Here is a 16,192-nt window from a genome sequence, read left to right as displayed (position 1 = left end):
CCGGCAGCGTGCCCAAGCAGGAGAAGGGCGCCCGGCCCACCCGGCCGCTGCGCTACGCGCCCTTCGTCGACGGTGCCGCCGATACGGCCACCGGCAAGTACCGCCTCACCTTCAGCGGTGGCGCCGCCGCCGGGGCCCAGTTCCTGGTGACCTCCGCCAACCGCACCGACGGGCCGTGGACGTACACCACCGAAGCGGGCAAGTCCCTCGCGGACAGCTGGAACACGGCCTACTCCAAGGCGGTGACCGACCTCACCGTCCATGGCCCCAACGGCTTCCTGCGCACCTTCCGGGCCGCGGGGAAGGTCGCGGGGCCGGAAGTGACGGCTCGTCATGTCGCTGCCGGCGGGGGGCTTGAACTCACCTTCGCCAATGGCGGCTCCGCCACCGTCCGTCTGACCGTACGCAGCGCCGCCGGGTACGCGGGCGGCGTGCAGACCTTCGAGGTCCGTGCGGGCGCCACCGTCAAGCACGTGCTCGACCTGCGGGGAAGCAGGAACTGGTACGACTTCACCGTCGTCTCCGACGTGGACGCCACGTTCCTGCGGCGCTTCGCCGGACACGTCGAAACCGGCGTGGCCGGTACGAGCGACCCGGGTCTCGTCACCGGCTGAGTGGCAGCGCCTGAGGGGTGGTCGGGGGCGGGCGGTGTGCGTCTGCGGGCGTCCGCCGGCTCCTGACCGCCCGTCGGCTTGGGTGGTTCGCGTGCGTTAGAGTCTTGTACGGGTCATGAGTTCCAGTGCACAGCCCCGGCTTGCTGGACGGCACCCCGCTCCGCTGCGGGTGCTCCGGGTGACGACCTGCCCCGTGCGAAAGGCACGGGGAACAGCGGACCGCGGTGCAGGTGCTCGGGGTCCTTGTCCCGGAAGGCGAACCTCACCATGCTGCGTCATCTCACCCGGAACGACTCCGTGCGGAGCGACGACTGCTCGCGTTACGCCGCGGGCCACCGCGTGCACTGGATCCACGCGAAGAAGTGCCGGCAGGAGCCGGGGCAGGCCGTCGAGATCCTGCTCACCTCCGGGGATGTCCGCGACGACGGATGGGTCGAACTGCGGGCCGCCTTCGACTACGCGGGCGACCTCCCCGCGGTGTGGACGCATGCTCCCGCCGCACTGCGGGAGACCCTCGCCGGTCACCGCGGGCGGGTGTACTGGCTGGCGCGCTGGCATGCGCTGAAGCTGGAGTACGGCGATGGCGAGGGCGCGGTGACCGGGGGTGCCGGAGCCGGGAATGCCGGCGCGGGGGGTGCCGTCGGGCTGGTCAACGTCGCTTACGAGGGCGGGGAGTTGTGCGAGGCGGAGGCCGGGGGAGACCGTGCCGGGGGCCGTGCGCTCCTGGCGTAGGACCGTCCCGTCGTGATGCGCGGAAGGTCCGAGCGGTACATCGCGATGCTCATCAATTGTGCCGAGTTGTCGACCCGTTGTTCCGTTCAGGGTGTGGGATTGATCGCTGTTGACCGTTCCGAGGTCACACGAAATCCTTATAGTGAACATGCGTTGATCGCATGATCATGACGCGTGCAGCTGTCGCCACAGGAGTCAGGACTCATGACGCGCCCTTCTTCCACAGAGCCCGCGCCGACCTCCGCTCCTGCGCCCCCCGGCTGTCCGGCACACAGCGGAGCCGTGCCGCTCGGCGGGCCCGGGTTCCAGACCGAGCCGCAGGCCGTGTACCGCACCATGCGACGTGACCACGGTCCCGTCGTTCCCGTGGAGCTGCCGGGCGGGTTCCCCGCATGGCTGGTCATCGGGTACCGCGAAATCCATCAAGTAACCAGCGACGGTGAGCTGTTCCCGCGCGATGTCGGCCTGTGGAACCAGTGGCCCCACATCCCCGACGACTGGCCGCTGCTGCCGATGGTGGGGCGCCCCCTGCCGTCCATCTACTTCAGCGCAGGGGAAGAACACCGGCGGCACGCCCGGATGGTCGGGCCTGCCCTCGAAGGCGCCGACCCCTTCCAGATCCGCACCCACTGCGAGCAGTTGGCCGACCGGCTGATCGACGACGTGTGCAGCCGCGGCACGGCCGACCTCGTCGCCGACTTCTGCGAGCCCCTTCCCGTACTCGTCCTCGCCCGTCTGGTCGGGTTCCCCGACGACGAAGGCGCCGACATCGCCCAGGTGTTGAAGGACCTGGCCGACGGAGGGCCGGACGCGCAGAGCGCCCACCTGCGGTTCGGGGAACACATGGCCCGGCTGGTGGCCGCGAAACGGGCCGTGCCGGGGGACGACGTGACCTCACGGATGCTCGCCTTCCCCGAGGCGTTCACCGACGAGGAGTACATGCTCGACCTGATGGCCATCACGGCCGCCGGGCACCTCACCACCGCCGACTGGGTCAGTAACTCCCTGCGGCTGATGCTCACCGAGGACACGTTCGCCGACTCCATGGCCCGCGGCCGTCGCAGCATCGGCGAGGCCATGAACGAGGTGCTCTGGGAGGACACGCCCACCCAGATCCTCGCCGGGCGCTGGGCCGTGCGGGACACCCAGCTCGGCGGTCAGCGGATCAAGGCCGGGGACATGCTGCTGCTCGGGCTCGGCGCCGCCAACACCGACCCGCTGATCCGGCAGGGCATGTCCGGCGCCGGAGCACCCGCGCAGGGCGGCAACGGCGCCCATCTCGCCTTCAGCCACGGCGAGTACCGGTGTCCGTTCCCCGCCCAGGAGATCGCCGAGATCATCGCCCGTACCGGCATCGAGGTCCTGCTCGACCGGCTGCCCGATCTCCAGCTGGCCGTCCCGGTCGACGACCTCGTACGACGGCCCTCCGCGTTCCTGCGCGGCACCACCTCGCTCCCCGTTCGGTTCACCCCCGTTCGTACGACAGGAGACTTCTCGTGAACTGCCCCCATGCCGCCGCCCAGGCAGCAGCCCCGAACGGCGGGACCGTCGTCATCGACCCGATGGTCCAGGACCTGGACGGGGAGACTGCGCGGCTGCGCGACGCCGGACCGCTGGCCCGCATCGAGCTGCTCGGCGTCCCGGCCTGGGCCCTCACCCGGCACGCCGACGCCCGGCAGCTCCTGCTCGACCCGCGACTGGTGAAGGACCTCGACGCCTGGGGCCTGTGGCAGAGCGGCGAGGTGACGCACGCGTGGCCGCTCATCGGCATGATCGACGCGGGCCGGTCCATGTTCACCGTCGACGGCGACGAGCACCGCCGGCTGCGGACCAAGACCTCCCAGGCGCTCACGCCCCGCCGCCTGGAGGCGATACGCCCCGACATCGAGAAGTTCACCGAGGAGCTGCTCGACGCCCTCGCCGAGGGCGGCAGGGACGGGGCCGTCGTCGACCTCAAGTCCGTGTTCGCGCAGCCGCTGCCCATGCGGGTCGTCGGCATGCTGATGGGCGTCGACCCCGCCGAGAACGCCATGCTGACCCGTCAGTACAAGGCCTTCTTCTCGATGCTCACCCCGCAGGACGAACGCCTGGCCCTCCTCGCCGATCTCGACGTCTTCTACGCCGGGCTCGTACGCGAGAAGACCGCGCAGCCGACCGACGACCTGACCTCCGCGCTGATCCTCGCCGACGAGGGCGGCGAGCCGCTCACCGAGGAAGAGGTGGTCGGCAACCTCAAGGCGATGGTCGCCGCCGGGCACGAGACCACGATCGGGCTCATCCTCAACGCCGTACGCGCCCTGCTGGCCCACCCCGACCAGCTGCGCATGGTCCTTGACGGGGAGGTCTCCTGGGAGACCGTGATCGAGGAGACCCTGCGATGGGACACCCCGACCACCCATCTGCTGATGCGGTTCGCGACCGAGGACATCCAGGTCGGTGAGGGGGTCATCGCCAAGGGCGAGGGCGTGGTCATCTCCTACCGTGTGATCGGCCGCGACCCCGCGCAGCACGGCCCCGACGCCGACGCGTTCGACATCACCCGCGCCACCCCCATCCGGCACATGACCTTCGGCCACGGCCCGCACATCTGCCCCGGTGCGGCGCTCTCCCGCGTCGAGGCGGGCATCGCCCTGCCGGCGCTCTTCGGGCGGTTCCCGGAGCTGCGGCTCGCGGTGCCGGACGCGGACATCCGCAAACTGCCCGTGATGACACAGAACGACATGGAGGCCTTTCCCGTTCTGCTCAACGCCTGAGCCGGACCGGCAGGGGCGCGCGTAGGGTGGTCGTCATGAAGATCCGCTTCGGAGTCGGGCTCGGCGCAGGTTCGGCGCTGTCGGACTTCAGCCGGATCGTCGACCGCCTCGAAGGCGACGGTGTGGATTCGCTCTGGCTCTCCGAGCACATCTACTCGGAGGCCGTCGACCCCTTCGTCGGCATGGCCCACGCCCTGTCGAGGACGAGCAGGCTCAAGGTCGGAACCTCCGTCGCGGTGCTCCCGGGGCGGCACCCGGTCCTGGTCGCCAAACAGCTGGCGTCCCTGGCCGGGCTCTCGCCCCGGCGCGTGCTCCCGGTCTTCGGGCTCCAGCCGGCACGGCCCGGCGAACGGGAACTGTTCCCCGCGCCGGAAGGGCGGCGCGGGGCGCTGTTCGACGAGTCCCTGGAGCTGCTGCGGGCCTCCCTCGACGGGGAAGCCGCAGGTTTTGACGGGGAGTTCCTGAAGGTCGGGGGCGGGCTGATCGCGCCGCTGCCCGCGAAGCCCCTGGACGTCTGGCTCGGCGGAAGCGCCCCCGCCGGGCTCCGCAGGGTCGGGCGGTATGGGGACGGCTGGCTGGGGTCCTTCCTCACGCCCGATGCGGCGGGACGGGCCCGCGAGACGATTCTGGCCGCGGCCGAGCAGGCGGGACGGGAGATCGAGCCCGACCACTTCGGGATCAGTCTCACGGTGGCGGAGAACGGAATCCCGCAGGAGCTGGCCGGGGCCATTCACCGGCGCGCTCCGCAGAGCGACCCGCGGGATCTCGTCGCCGACGGATGGCCGGAGCTCCACCGGCTGCTGGACGGCTATGTCGAGGCCGGTCTCAGCAAGTTCGTGGTCTACTCCGCGGGCGGCCGGTCCTTCGGCGCGTTCGTGGACCGCTTCGAGGCGGAACTGCTGCCCCGGCAGAACTGAGAAGGTCCCTGGGGGAGATTCCTTCCCGGGGGTGCGCGCCCCGTTGACGCGCGAGCCGTTCGACCCTACGGCCCCGTTCGAAGTTACGAGCGTCATTCGATATATCGAACGACTTCTCTGCTGGCATGTGCATGGCAACCATCCGCCTTCCGGCGGCGACTGCTGTACGAGCCCACGCTCCTCCCGTAACCGAACGCAGGAGGTCCCCTCATGAGCCGCACCACCCGCAGAAGGACCCTCGCGGTCCTCCCCGCCGCCCTGCTCCTGGCCCTCGTGCCGGGCAGCGCGTCCGCCTACCCGAACCCCGGCACGGTCACCGGCGACATCGTCGTCCACGACCCCTCGATGGTCCGGACGTCCTCGGGGCAGTACCTGCTCTACTCGACCGGCGACAACCTCCAGCTGCGCACCTCCACCGACCGCACCGCCTTCGGCCGCTCCGGATCGGCTTTCGGTACCCCGCCGAGCTGGTGGAAGAACTACTCCCCGGCGTCCGACCCCTGGGCGCCGGACATCTCGTTCCGCGGCGGCAAGTACCTGATGTACTACGCCGTCTCCTCGTTCGGGTCGAACACCTCGGCCATCGGGCTCGCCGGTTCCACCACCGGGCAGCCGGGCAGCTGGACCGACTACGGCACCGTGTACACCTCGAACGCGTCGAGCGACTACAACGCCATCGACCCCAACCTCTTCGTCGACGACGACGGTAAGTGGTGGCTGTCCTTCGGCTCCTGGTGGACCGGGATCAAGATGATCAGGATCGATCCCTCGACCGGAAAGCAGTACGCCGGTGACACGGCACGCCGCTCGCTGGCCTCCCGCCCCACCGGGACCAAGGCGGTCGAGGCGCCGACCGTGGTGAAGCGGAACGGCTACTACTACCTCTTCGCCTCGTACGACACCTGCTGTGCGGGCACGAGCTCCACGTACAAGGTCAAGGTGGGCCGGGCGACGAGCGTGACGGGGCCGTACAAGGACCGCAACGGCGTGAGCATGCTCAGCAACGGCGGGACGCCGGTGCTGGAGTCGCACGGGCGCTACATCGGGCCCGGCGGGCAGTCGGTGCTCGCCGACTCCGACGGCGACCTGCTCGTCTACCACTACTACGACGGCCAGGACAACGGGACCCCGAAGCTCGGCGTCAACCTTCTGAACTGGAGCAGCGGATGGCCCGTCGCCTACTGACCCTGCTGAGCGCCCTCCTCCTCGCCCTGGTCCTCGCGCAGCCGGCACCCGCGTCGGCGGCCGAGGGGCGCCCGTACACCAACCCGGTCAAGGCGCAGAAGGGCGCCGACCCCTGGATCTCGTACCACGACGGCAACTACTACCTGGTGTCGACGAGCTGGACCGATGTCATCACCATGCGCAGGTCGCCCACGCTGGCCGGGCTCGCCGCCGCCCCGAGTGCGCAGGTCTGGCAGGGCGACGCGGCCTCCCGCTGCTGCAACATCTGGGCGCCCGAACTGCACTACTCGGGCGGCCGCTGGTACCTGTACTACGTCGCAGGGCAGAACATCGCCGACTACAACCCGACCCAGCGGGTCCATGTCCTGGAGAGCGCCGGTTCGGACCCGATGGGGCCGTACACGTACAAGGGCCGGCTGGGCGGCGACTGGATGCTCGACCCGAGCGTGCTCACCGTGAACGGCAAGCTGTACCTGCTCGGCAGCGCGAGCGGCGGCGGCACCCAGAACCTGGTGATCGCGCCGATGTCGAACCCGTACACGCTGAGCGGGTCCTTCTCGACGATCTCGACGCCCGGGTACGGCTGGGAGAAGTCCGGGGCCGCCGTCAACGAGGGACCGGAGGTGCTGCAGCGGGGCGGGAGGACGTACCTCGTCTACTCCGCCAGCGGCTGCTGGACCCCCGACTACAAGCTCGGGCTGCTCACGCTCACCGGTTCCGATCCGCTGTCCGCTTCCTCGTGGACGAAGAAGGCGGAACCCGTCTTCCGGCGCAAGGACTCGGCGGGGGTCTACGGGCCGGGACACAACGGGTTCTTCACCTCGCCCGACGGAACGGAGAGCTGGATCGTCTACCACGCCAACGACGCCGCCTCGGACGGCTGCGACAACGGCCGGACGGCCCGGGCGCAGAAGTTCTCCTGGAACGCCGACGGCACACCGAACCTCGGCACCCCCGTCGCGCTCGGCGCATCGGCGGCCGGGCCCGCCGGGGAGACGGCGGCCACCCCCACCGCCTACACCGTCGTCAACCGCGCAACCGGCAAGTGCATGGGCGTGGTCGACGGTTCGGACGGTGACGGGGCGGGCGTCCTCCAGGGCACCTGCGACGGCGGCAGCCGGCAGCGGTGGCGCATCGAGGACCGGGGCGACGACACCAGCCGGCTCGTCAACGCGGCAACCGGGAAGGTCCTGGACACCGCGGACTGCTCCGCGGCCGACGGAGCCGACCTGCGGCTGTGGTCCTGGCTGGACAACACCTGCCAGAGGTTCAGGTTCCTGGTCACGGACACGGGCGGCTGGGTGCGCATCGTCAACCAGGCGTCGGGGAAGGTCGCCGATGTGGCCGACTGCTCGACCGCCGACGGAGCGGACATCCGGCAGTGGTCCTGGCTGGACAACCACTGCCAGCAATGGCAGTTGAAACCCGTCTGAACAGGAGCGGGCAGCAACCTTTCGGCCGGGCGGCGGCAACCAGTACCTGAACGTCATCCTTCCTCGACGGAATGGTTCAGGTCATGACAGCGGAACGCCGAACGGCGCAGCACACCCCCCACATGCCCGCAGGCAGCAGCCACCGCAGTCGCAGAACTCGGCTGGGTGTGGCGATTGCGGTCAGCACGGCCCTGGCGGCCGGATTCGCCGCCACCACGGCGAACGGTGCGACGGAGCCGCGGAACACCCCCTACCCCGCCTCGTCGGCCGCCTCCCCGGTCCGGGCCGACGAGGCGGCCGACGGCTTCGCCTCGGTCGACGCCCTGGGGCAGGACGGAACGTACGGCGGACGGGGCGGCGAGACCGTGACCGTGCGCACCCTCGCCGACCTGGAGAAGTACGCGACGGCGACGCAGCCCTACGTCATCGTGGTCGCGGCGGCCATCACCATGGATCCCAAGGGCAAGGAGATCAAGGTCGCCTCCGACAAGACGATCATCGGCTCCGGCACCTCCGGGCACATCGTCGGCGGCGGCTTCTTCCTCGGCCAGGGCGTGCACAACGTCATCATCCGCAATCTGACGATCAGGGACTCCTACGCCGGGACCTGGAACGACAAGGAGCACGACTGGGACGCCATCCAGATGGACGGTGCCCACCACGTGTGGATCGACCACAACGACCTGCGGAACATGGCCGACGGGCTGATCGACAGCCGCAAGGACACCACCTACCTCACGGTGTCGTGGAACCGGCTCCAGCACGACAACAAGGCGTTCGGAATCGGCTGGACCGAGAACACCACCGCCGACATCACGATCCATCACAACTGGTTCCACGAGACCGAACAGCGCAACCCCTCGACCGACAACGTGGCCCACGCCCACCTCTACAACAACTTCCTCCAGGACGACCCGGGTACCGACATCACCAGCAGTTACGGCAACTACGCCCGCGGCCACACGAACATGGTCCTGGAGAACAGCTACTTCGACGGGCTGAACAACCCCGTCACCCGGGACAGCACCGCCACCCTCGTCCAGCGCGGCAGCGTCTTCGCGGGTACGAGCGGACGCAACGAGAGCGGCGGCGGGACGTCGTTCGACCCGCGCAGCTATTACGCCTACACGCTCGACGCCGCCGCGGACGTGCCCGCGCTGGTGAAGGCCGGCGCGGGGCCGCGTTCCTCCATCGCGGCGGCGACCACCACCGCCGCCGCGACCACGCTCACCGTGGCCAAGGACGGCAGCGGCCAGTACGGCAGCGTGCAGGCCGCCGTGAACGCGGTGCCCGCGGGCAACACGGCCCGGACCGTCATCGCCATCGCGCCCGGCACGTACCGGGAGCTGGTGAAGATCCCGTCGACCAAGCAGAACGTCACCCTCCAGGGCACCGGGCCCAGCCGCAAGAGCACGGTCATCGTCTACGACAACGCCTCCGGCACCCAGAAGCCGGATGGATCGGGGCCGTACGGGACGGGCGGCAGCGCGACCGTCGCCGCCGAGGGGGACGGCTTCCAGGCCCGCAACCTCACCATCGCCAACGACTTCGACGAAGCCGCCCACCAGGACATGAGCGGTCTCCAGGCAGTCGCCCTGCGCACCGCGGCGGACAAGGTGTTCCTCGACTCGATCATCACCGAGGGTGATCAGGACACCCTGCTGCTCGACACCGCCGCCAAGGACAGGCTCGGCCGTGTCTACATGAAGAACTCCTATGTCGTCGGCAACGTCGACTTCATCTTCGGCCGGGCGAGCGCCGTCATCGACGCCTCGATCATCACCCTGAAGAAGCGGTGGAACGGCAGCTCCGCCGGCTACGTCACCGCTCCGAGCACGGCGGCCGGCCGCAAGGGCTTCCTCATCAACAACTCCACGGTCAACGGCGACGTCTCCGCTGCCACCTTCTACCTCGGGCGCCCCTGGCACGCCGGCGGCGACGCCACGCTCGACCCGATGACGACCGTCCGCGACAGCACCCTGAGTGCGGCGATCCGGCCCGCGCCGTGGACCGACATGAGCGGCTTCTCCTGGAAGGACGACCGGTTCGCGGAGTACCGCAACGACGGGCCGGGCGCCGGAACGGCGAGCGGCGACCGGCCCCAGCTCAGCGACACCGGGGCGGCAGGGCAGGAGGTGGCCGACTGGCTGGAGGGGTGGACCCCGTCGGCGTCCTGATCCGGCGGCACTCCCGGTCCCCCTGATGTTCCGTTCCGGGGCCGGGCATATCGTGGCGGTAGCCGACCCGGCTGCCGCCACGCTCCGTTCCGGGCCGGGCCACTGGAATCAGCGAGTCGAAGCGCTTCGACAGGGCTATGGACACGCTGTGCGGGCAGGTCTAGGCTCGCATCATCCGGGCATGTCGCAGGCGGAGCAGGCGAAGTCGAAGCGCTTCGCCTCATCCGGCCGAAGCTGCCGGTGCAGGCCGGTCTCCGTGCCGGTGTCCGACGACGTTCCTTGATGGAGAGCTGAATGGTCACCCTTGCCGAGGTCGCGCAGCACGCCGGAGTCTCCGCGAGCACGGTGAGTTACGTCCTCAGCGGGAAGCGGTCCATCTCGGTGTCCACCCGGGAGCGGGTGGAGCTGAGCATCCAGCAGCTCGGCTACCACCCCAACGCCGGAGCGCGGGCTCTCGCCAGCAGCCGGTCGAACATCATCGCGCTCATGGTGCCGCTGCGCACCGACATGTACGTCCCCGTCATGATGGAGATCGCCATCGCGGTCGCCACCACGGCCCGCACCCACGGTTACGACGTCCTTCTCCTCACCGGGGAGGAGGGGCCCGCAGCGGTGCGGCGCATCGCCGGGAGTTCGCTCGCCGACGCGATGATCCTCATGGACGTCGAACTCCACGACGAGCGGCTGCCGTTGCTCCGCGAAACCGACCGGGCCGCCGTCCTCATCGGGCTGCCGGCCGACGCGGACGGGCTGACCTGTGTGGACCTCGACTTCGAGGCGACGGGAGCGCTCTGCGTGGAACACCTGGCCGGCCTCGGCCACCGTGAGGTCGCCGTGATCGGTGAGGCGGCCGCGGTGTACGAACGGCACACCGGATTCGCGGAGCGCACGGTCGACGGCATACGCGCCAAGGCGCAGGAGGCCGGCGTGCGTGTGCTGCACCGCCCCTGCGAGGGCGGATATCCGGCGATGGCGCAGACCCTGTCGCGGATCTTCGACGAGCGCCCCGGCACCACCGGATTCATCGTGCAGAACGAGTCGGCGGTGGAGCCGCTGCTCAACCTCCTGCGGCAGCAGGGCAGAGCGGTGCCCGAGGACGTGTCGGTGGTCGCGATCTGCCCCGAGCAGGTGGCCTCCCAGGCCTCGGTGCGGCTCACGTCCGTGGCCATTCCCGCGCAGGAGATGGGGCGCCGCTCGGTCGAGCAGGTCGTCGCCAAGCTCACCGGCCGCGGCACGGACGAAGTGGAACTGCTCGCACCCGAGTTGACGGTACGGGAGAGCACCGGGCCCGCCCCGAGGTAGCGACCGGCACGGAAGCGCGCACGAGCCGGCCCCCGCGCGGGGGCCGGCTCCTTGTGCGTACGGACCAGCCGGACGAGGCACGGATCAGCTGGACGAGACGCCGAATCCGTTCGTCGTGAAGTCCAGTCCGCCCGCCGACGAGGTGACCTCGTAGCCGAACTGGACGTCACCGATGGTCTCGTTGCCCCACCAGCCCTTGGTGTCCTTGATCCACTTCAGGATCGGCAGGATGTTCACCGTGCCTGCCGAGGAGTCCGAGGTGCGCAGGAACGAGAAGACCTGGTTGGCCCCGTTGTCGCCCTTGTAGACGGTCCAGGTGTGGCCGCCGAGCGTCACGTTTCCCTGCGAGGTGCCCAGCGGGCCCACGGCGCCGGTGTAGTTGACCCAGAGCATGACCTCGTAGTCGTAGTCGCTGTCCCAGATGTCGTACGAGGTGTTGTACGCCCCCGACGACGGGACGGTGACGTTGTAGGTGCTGGTGAGCGACTGCAGCGAGGTGATCGACTTGTTGACGACCTTCTTCGCGTTCGGGTACGACTTGATGCCGCCCGTGTTCGGGTGGTCGGCCCGGACGCCCCAGTTGCTGGAGGAGTTGGCCCAGATGGACTGCGAACCTGCGCCGGATCCCCAGATGTTGTTGTAGAGGATGTATCCGTCGGAGGTGGTGTAGTTGCCCCACTGGTCCGATGAGGACCAGATCGCGGCCTGGGCGGGGGCTGCGGCGAAGCCGATGAGGGCTGCCACTGCCGTGGCCGGGGCCAGTACGAACCTGCTGAGGGTGCGGGTGCGTGGTGCCATGGTTGTCCTTCCATGGTGGGGGGATGGGGTGGGGGGAGCGCTACCGCGGCCCCAGTTCGAGGACGCGGTCCACGCCGGCCTTCAGCCCCAGCGGGGCCGAGGGGATTCCGGCGGAGGAATGGGTGAGGGTGCTGCCGTGGCCCGTACGGACGTCGATCCGGGCGTCACGGGTGGGATGGAGTACCGCGGTCGCGGTGCCGTCGGCGGACCAGCGCAGATCCAGACCCGCGCCGAACCTGGTTCGCACACCGCGCAGTTCGCCGCTCGGGCAGCCTGCCAGGGGTGCGGGCAGCAGGACCAGCCGGTCGGGAGTCGACTGGACGAGCGACTCGATGACCGCTGCCGGCAGCGCATGGGCGGCATCCGCGTTGTACACGTTGCGGGACGGATAGTGGGCGCTCATCAGCGAGTCGTGGAAGAAGTCGCCCGCCAGTACTGCCTCCAGAGCCGCTGAGACCCGCACCCCGTCCCGCAGCCGTGCGGCGATCAGCGCATGGTGCAGATGCCCGTGCGCGGAGTCGTTCTCCGATCCGCGCAGCTCCAGTGCGCGGTGTGCGGCAGTCGCGAGCTCGGGGGTGTCGTACGGATTGATCGCGTCCAGCGGCCACACCGGATAGAGGTGGCTGAGGTGGCGGTGGTCGTACGTCTCCTCCAGCCCCGGCCACGCCCACTCGGCGAGCGCGCCGTCCTCGTTGACCCGGTACGCGGGAAGCCGGTCCGCGAGCGCCCGCCGCCGGGCGGAGGACGGAGCGGTGGGGGAGCGGTCGGCCGACGCGGTGAGGGCGTGGCGGGCCGCCGCGAGGTCCATCGTCGCGTTCACCGTGCCCCAGCTCGCGTTGGCCGGACGGTTCTCCGGGGAGTACGAGGGCACGACCGCAAGCGTGCCGTCGGGGGCGGTGCGGGTCAGGAAGTCCTCGTAGAAAAGCGCGACTTCGTGGAGCGCGTCGACCAGCCGGGGATCCGTCGCCCCGCTCGTCTCGGCGTGCTCGATCAGCGGTTCCAGGAGCCAGTCGGCGCCGGCCGTCCACAGATGCAACGGGTAGGCACGCTGGTAGTGGCGGGTGAGTCCGGACTCGCCGTCGGTGTGGGACGGGGCGACGATGCCCCGCGCCCCGAAGATCGCCCGGGCGTTGTCCCGCCAGTCGGCCAACTGGCCGTAGACCAGAGCGGCATGGGCCTCGGAAACCTCCGGCAGCGCGCCGGCCGCCGCCGAGGCGATCTGGAGGTTGAGGTTGGCGTTGGTGGTGAACGCCCCGGACCAGGCAGTCTCCCAGTCGCCCGTCCACAGACCGGTCAGCCGGGGCGGCAGGACGCCGGACGACGAGAACAGGTGGTAGCGCCCCGCCGCGAACAGCCGTTCCAGCAGGGCGGGGCTGTCCGGCCTCCCGGTCAACTCGCTTCCCGGCAGTGCGCGTTCAGCCGGATCTGCGTCCAGCGTCAGGGAAGCACGCTCGAAAGCGGGGCGGTGCAGGGCGCGGTGCCGGTCGAGCAGGGACGGGTACCCGTCGCCGGGCAGGGCGGCGCACTCGGCCATGAGGTCCAGGCTGCCCGTGTGGCGTCGCACGCGGGTGACCAGCAGCAGGCTGCGGGCACCCTCGATCCGGATGCCCTCGCCGAAGACGGACACCTTGCCGCCGTCCGCCCGGACCACGGTGATCCCGGTGTAGGCGGCGTCGCTGTCCGGGTAGCCCACGCGCAGGGTCAGCCGGCCGCCGTCGGGCGTCAGCACGGTGCTGCGGCCGATGGCCAGGTTCGGCGGGGCGCCGGGCAGCGCGTGGTCCAGGGCCAGGTCCACCGCGAGCCCGGGGCCGGTGACGTACTGGACGATCACGTCGTCGGCGCGGGAGACGAACACCTGGCTGCGCCGGCCCTCGCCCTCGGCCGTGATCTCGCCGGTGGCGAAGTCGACCGTGCGCCGGTAGCCCGGGGGCGGCTCCGTGCCGTCGGAGGCGGGCGACGCGTCCGGGGTGGGCCGGATCCGCGTCTGGAACGCGGGATGGAAGGGCTGCACCCATGCCAGCGGCCGGCCCTCCCCGAACCGCTCGGCGGCCGTGGTGTCCCCGGCGAGCAGCGCGCTCTGCAACCGGTGCAGCCGGTCCGCGAGCTCCGGCGGACGCAGCTGCTCGGAGCCGTTGGGCCGGACCAGGGTGTGGTGGTTGACGATGACCCGGTCGTCGGCCGGGTCCCCGTACACCATCGCCCCGTGCCGGCCGTTGCCGCCGAGGAAGGCGTCCTCCCAGCGGGTGGCGGGGCGGGGTTCCCACGTGCCGTCGACGGGGGTGCGGGCGGTCATGGGGCGGCGCTCCGCAGCACGGCGACCCCGTGGCGGCCCAGCTCCACGCGGTCCTCGACCGCGCGGCCGGTCAGCAGGTCCTCGTACGAGCCGGGAACCGGCACAGTGACGGTGTCCCGGCCGTGCTGGAGGAGGAAGAGCAGGCCGCCGCGGCGGACCGCCTCCACACCGTCGGGCAGTCCGGCCAGGACCGGTGTCACGCCGGCCTCCCGCACCACGTCTCCGAGCAGTCCGCGCAGCGCCGCCGGCTGAGGCAGCGTCGACAGATACCGGGCCCGGCCCCTGCGCAGCACTGCGGGCAGCCCGGCCAGCTCGCCGTCGCGGTACGCGGCCACGACCTCGGTGCCCTCCGCGGCCTCCAGTTCCTCCGACCACAGGGTGCCGTCGAAGCCGTCGCACGCCACGGCCTCGCCCGCTTCCAGCGGCCACCACTCGTGCAGCGTGCGGATGCCGAACAGGGTGCGCAGCCGCTCGTCCATGCCACCCGGCCGGATGCGGTCGTCCACGTCGGCGACCCCGCTGAAGAAGCCGCAGACGAGGGTCCCGCCACCCTGCGCGTACGCCACGAGATTGTCGATCGAGGCGTCGTCCAGCAGATACAGATGCGGTACGGCGACCGCCTTGAACCGGCTCAGATCGGCGTCGGGGCGGGCGAAGTCCGTGACGACACCGTTCTCCCACAGCGCGCGGTGCCAGCGTTGCACGACCTCGGTGTAGTCCAGCAGCGAGGACGGCCTGCCCTCCTGGCTTCCCGCCCACCAGGAGTCCCAGTCGTGCAGGATCGCCACCTCGGCCGGCACGTCACCGCCCCCGACGGCCGGACCGATCATGGCGAGTTCCGCGCCCAGCCGCTTGATCTCGCGGAACGTGCGGCCCTGTTCACCGGCGTGCGTGAGCATCCCCGAGTGGAACTTCTCCGACCCCTGCCGGGACTGCCGCCACTGGAAGTAGCAGACGGCGTCGGCGCCACGCGCCACGGCCTGCAGCGACCAGAGCCGGTTCAGGCCCTCGGGCTTGGGGTGGTTGACGCCCCGCCAGTTGACCGGGCCCGCCGCCTGCTCCATCAGCATCCACGGGCCGGCGGCCTGCGAACGCGTCATGTCGGCGAGCATCGCGTTGTACTGGCCGCCCTGCGGGTCCCGGGGGTCCGGATAGATGTCGACGGAGACGATGTCCTCCTGCGCCGACCAGGCCCAGGCGTCCTGGCCCGACCACAGCGGCATGAAGTTCGTCGTCACCGGAACGCGCGGGGAGTGCCGGGCGACGATGTCGCGCTCGGCGACATAGCACTCCATCAGTGCGTCGGAGGTGAACCGCTTGAAGTCCAGCACCTGTGCCGGGTTCTTCATGTACTGCGCCTTGCGCGGCGGCAGGATCTCCGTCCAGGAGTCGTAGCGCTGGCTCCAGAACGCGGTACCCCAAGCCTCGTTGAGCGCGTCGACCGTGACGTACCGGCTGCGCAGCCACCTGCGGAAGTGGGCCGCCGTCTCATCGCACCAGCAGTGGGTGCAGTACTCGTTGTTGATGTGCCAGACGGTGAGCGCGGGGTGGTCCGCGTACCGCGCGGCGAGGTCCTCGGTGAGGGCCGCGGCATAGCGCCGGTAGACGGGGGAGCTGGCGCAGAACTGCTGGCGCGAGCCGTACCAGACGACCGAGCCGTCCTCCGCGCGCGGCAGGGTCTCCGGATGCCGCGCCCCCATCCAGGGCGGCGGGGACGCGGTCGGGGTGGCGAGCACGACGCCGATGCCGTGGGCGTGCATCAGGTCCATCAGCCGGTCCAGCCAGCCGAACTCCCTGGCACCTGGGCGTGGTTCGATCTTCGCCCAGGAGAAGACGCCGAGGGTGACGGAGTTGACCCCGGCCTCCTTCATGAGCCGGGCGTCGTCCTCCCACACCTCCTCGGGCCACTGCTCGGGGTTGTAGTCGCCTCCGAAGAGGATGCGGCCACGGGCTGCGTCGCGCAGGGACGGCATGGCGTCTCTCGTTCC

12 protein-coding genes and 1 riboswitch are annotated in these 16,192 nt (G+C 70.5%); of the genes, 9 read left to right on the top strand and 3 right to left on the bottom strand.

Features of this window, described 5'->3' with window-relative positions; genetic code table 11:
* The 9 genes from JGS39_RS10480 to JGS39_RS10440 form a co-directional block, all read left to right on the top strand.
* Positions 1-614: phospholipase domain-containing protein (locus JGS39_RS10480; RefSeq protein WP_219568495.1), on the top strand; the 614-nt coding region annotated here is incomplete at its 5' end.
* Positions 615-725: 111 nt separating this feature from the next.
* Positions 726-835: riboswitch (SAM riboswitch) on the top strand.
* 22 nt (positions 836-857) lie between these two features.
* Positions 858-1,346: a hypothetical protein gene (locus JGS39_RS10475; protein ID WP_219568494.1), complete on the top strand. Its 489-nt coding sequence runs from the start codon at positions 858-860 to the stop codon at positions 1,344-1,346.
* A gap of 204 nt (positions 1,347-1,550) precedes the next feature.
* The gene (locus JGS39_RS10470; protein ID WP_219568493.1) at positions 1,551-2,846 is read left to right on the top strand and encodes a cytochrome P450; all 1,296 of its coding nucleotides are present in this window, start codon (positions 1,551-1,553) and stop codon (positions 2,844-2,846) included.
* Positions 2,843-4,099 carry a cytochrome P450 family protein gene (locus tag JGS39_RS10465; protein ID WP_219568492.1) on the top strand — a complete coding sequence of 419 codons (1,257 nt, stop codon included), beginning with the start codon at positions 2,843-2,845 and terminating at the stop codon, positions 4,097-4,099. The genes JGS39_RS10470 and JGS39_RS10465 overlap by 4 nt, the downstream gene beginning before the upstream one ends.
* Before the next feature lie 35 nt (positions 4,100-4,134).
* A complete protein-coding gene (locus JGS39_RS10460; RefSeq protein WP_219568491.1) occupies positions 4,135-5,016 on the top strand; it encodes a TIGR03854 family LLM class F420-dependent oxidoreductase in 882 nt (293 codons plus the stop codon).
* A gap of 210 nt (positions 5,017-5,226) precedes the next feature.
* Positions 5,227-6,201, top strand: coding sequence for an arabinan endo-1,5-alpha-L-arabinosidase (locus JGS39_RS10455; RefSeq protein ID WP_219568490.1), 975 nt, complete (start codon positions 5,227-5,229; stop codon positions 6,199-6,201).
* Positions 6,183-7,634 carry a family 43 glycosylhydrolase gene (locus tag JGS39_RS10450; RefSeq protein ID WP_219568489.1) on the top strand — a complete coding sequence of 484 codons (1,452 nt, stop codon included), beginning with the start codon at positions 6,183-6,185 and terminating at the stop codon, positions 7,632-7,634. Before JGS39_RS10455 ends, JGS39_RS10450 begins: the two co-directional genes overlap by 19 nt.
* 122 nt (positions 7,635-7,756) lie before the next feature.
* Positions 7,757-9,811, top strand: a complete 2,055-nt coding sequence (locus tag JGS39_RS10445; RefSeq protein ID WP_219568488.1) for a pectinesterase family protein — start codon at positions 7,757-7,759, stop codon at positions 9,809-9,811.
* Positions 9,812-10,105: 294 nt separating this feature from the next.
* Positions 10,106-11,113 carry a LacI family DNA-binding transcriptional regulator gene (locus JGS39_RS10440; RefSeq protein ID WP_219568487.1) on the top strand — a complete coding sequence of 336 codons (1,008 nt, stop codon included), beginning with the start codon at positions 10,106-10,108 and terminating at the stop codon, positions 11,111-11,113.
* Positions 11,114-11,197: 84 nt separating this feature from the next.
* Here the strand turns inward: JGS39_RS10440 and JGS39_RS10435 are convergent, their stop codons facing one another.
* Genes JGS39_RS10435 through JGS39_RS10425 form a run of 3 tightly spaced genes read right to left on the bottom strand, consistent with a single transcriptional unit; the run spans position 11,198 to position 16,177 of the window.
* Complete coding sequence (locus JGS39_RS10435) at positions 11,198-11,911, bottom strand: glycoside hydrolase family 12 protein (RefSeq protein ID WP_219568486.1); 714 nt, start codon at positions 11,909-11,911, stop codon at positions 11,198-11,200.
* A gap of 40 nt (positions 11,912-11,951) precedes the next feature.
* The gene (locus JGS39_RS10430; protein WP_219568485.1) at positions 11,952-14,204 is read right to left on the bottom strand and encodes a glycosyl hydrolase family 95 catalytic domain-containing protein; all 2,253 of its coding nucleotides are present in this window, start codon (positions 14,202-14,204) and stop codon (positions 11,952-11,954) included.
* Positions 14,201-16,177, bottom strand: a complete 1,977-nt coding sequence (locus tag JGS39_RS10425) for a beta-galactosidase (RefSeq protein ID WP_219568484.1) — start codon at positions 16,175-16,177, stop codon at positions 14,201-14,203. Before JGS39_RS10425 ends, JGS39_RS10430 begins: the two co-directional genes overlap by 4 nt.
* Positions 16,178-16,192 lie beyond the last annotated feature (15 nt).

Origin of the sequence: Streptomyces poriferorum (genome assembly GCF_019399235.1) — a bacterium.
GTDB lineage: Bacteria > Actinomycetota > Actinomycetes > Streptomycetales > Streptomycetaceae > Streptomyces > Streptomyces poriferorum.
Note: the sequence above shows the minus strand (reverse complement) of the source record. Positions and strands in the feature narration are given on the sequence as shown.